This is a genomic window from Achromobacter sp. UBA4530 (assembly GCF_002388205.1).
Classification (GTDB): Bacteria; Pseudomonadota; Gammaproteobacteria; order Burkholderiales; family Burkholderiaceae_B; genus Achromobacter; species Achromobacter animicus.
Genome location: NZ_DGMA01000049.1, coordinates 879 through 2,400, shown reverse-complemented (window position 1 = coordinate 2,400; position 1,522 = coordinate 879). Strand labels below are relative to the sequence as shown.

Below are 1,522 nucleotides of genomic sequence, written 5' to 3'. Positions count from 1 at the left end.
CGGGCAAGTCGACGCTGATCACCCGCATTTCCAACGCCAAGCCGAAGATCGCCGACTATCCGTTCACCACGCTGCATCCCAATCTGGGCGTGGTGCGCACGTCGCCGTCGCGCAGCTTCGTCGTGGCCGACATTCCGGGTCTGATCGAAGGCGCCTCCGAAGGCGCCGGCCTTGGCCACCTGTTCCTGCGCCATCTGGCGCGCACCCGCGTGCTGCTGCACCTGGTGGACGTGTCCACGCCGGACCCGGACGCCGATCCGGTCGAGCAGGCCGTCGCGGACGCCCGCGCCATCGTCGAGGAACTGCGCCGCTATGACGCCGAACTGGCCGCCAAGCCCCGCTGGCTGATCCTGAACAAGCTGGACATGGTGCCGGACCCCGAGGACACCAAGCGCCGCTTCCTGGAACTCTACGGCTGGACGGGTCCGGTTTTCGGCATCTCGGGCCTGTCGGGCGAGGGCACGCAAGACCTGATCTACGCGCTGCAGGACTACCTGGACGCCGAACGCGAAAAGGAACAGCTTGCGCAGGATCAGGCCGAAGGCACCTACGTGGCGCCGGACCCGCGCTTTGACGACACGCGCACCGACGCGGACAAGCCGGCGGCGCCGCGCGGCGGTAACGAATAAGCCATAATCGCAGTCCTTTCGATTACGCTTTTTTTCGCCGCAGCCGGCCGCCATCATGTCTGCTGAATCACCCGCCGTTTCCGTCGTCACCCACGCCCAGCGCATCGTCGCCAAAGTCGGCTCGTCGCTGGTCACCAACGAAGGCCGAGGCCTGGACCGCGCCGCGGTCGCCCACTGGGCCGCGCAGATCGCCGCCCTGCACAAGCAGGGCAAGCAGATCGTGCTGGTGTCCAGCGGCGCCATCGCCGAAGGCATGGCGCGCCTGGGCTGGCGCAAGCGCCCGTCCGTCATGCACGAGCTGCAGGCCGCGGCGGCCGTGGGCCAGATGGGACTGTGCCAGGCCTACGAGGCCGCCTTCGCGGAACACGGCCTGCGCACCGCGCAGATCCTGCTGACCCACGAAGACCTGGCCGACCGTCACCGCTATCTGAACGCGCGCAGCACCCTGTTTGCGCTGCTGCGTCTGGGCGTCGTGCCCATCGTGAACGAAAACGACACCGTCGTGACCGATGAAATCCGCCTGGGCGACAACGACACGCTGGGCGCGCTGGTCACCAACCTGATCGAAGCCGACACGCTGGTCATCCTGACCGACCAACGTGGCCTGTACGACTCGGATCCGCGCAAGAATCCCCAAGCCAAATTCATTTCGCATGCCCAGGCCGGCGAACCCGCGCTGGAAGCGATGGCGGGTGGCGCGGGCAGCGGCATCGGCACCGGCGGCATGCTGACCAAGGTGCTGGCCGCCAAGCGCGCGGCGCACAGCGGCGCGCATACCGTCATCGCCTCGGGCCGCGAACGCAACGTGCTGACGCGACTGGCCCAGGGCGAGTGCATCGGCAGCGAACTGCAGGCCGTGCTGCCGGTGTGGTCGGCGCGCAAGCAATGGCTGG

General features: G+C 68.0%; 2 protein-coding genes. Both read left to right on the top strand.

The features are described from left to right. Window positions 1–629: Obg family GTPase (locus B2W22_RS27835; protein WP_286940401.1), on the top strand; the 629-nt coding region annotated here is incomplete at its 5' end. A gap of 55 nt (window positions 630–684) precedes the next feature. After that, a partial coding sequence (gene proB, locus B2W22_RS27830; RefSeq protein WP_286940399.1) for a glutamate 5-kinase occupies window positions 685–1,522 on the top strand: 838 nt, incomplete at its 3' end.